Below are 204 nucleotides of genomic sequence, written 5' to 3' on the forward strand. Positions count from 1 at the left end.
TACCAACAGTAGTCATAGATTTAGTGGATCAATTAAAAGTAAAATATTCAATCAAATTGATACTAGAAGTATTAAACATACCTAAATCAACATATTACCGATGGAAAAACAAAACCCATAAAAATGATACCGTAACACAAAAAGTTATTGAATTATGTAAAGCTAACCACTATACCTACGGTTATCGTAAGATTACAGCATTGA

The 204-nt window shown here is 28.4% G+C and carries 1 pseudogene; it reads left to right on the forward strand.

The features are described 5' to 3' along the window. Positions 1–204 (forward strand): annotated as a pseudogene (locus HMPREF3058_RS02960) (IS3 family transposase); the annotation flags it as partial.

It is taken from the genome of Staphylococcus sp. HMSC068G11 (genome assembly GCF_001815825.1).
Classification (GTDB): Bacteria; Bacillota; Bacilli; order Staphylococcales; family Staphylococcaceae; genus Staphylococcus; species Staphylococcus epidermidis.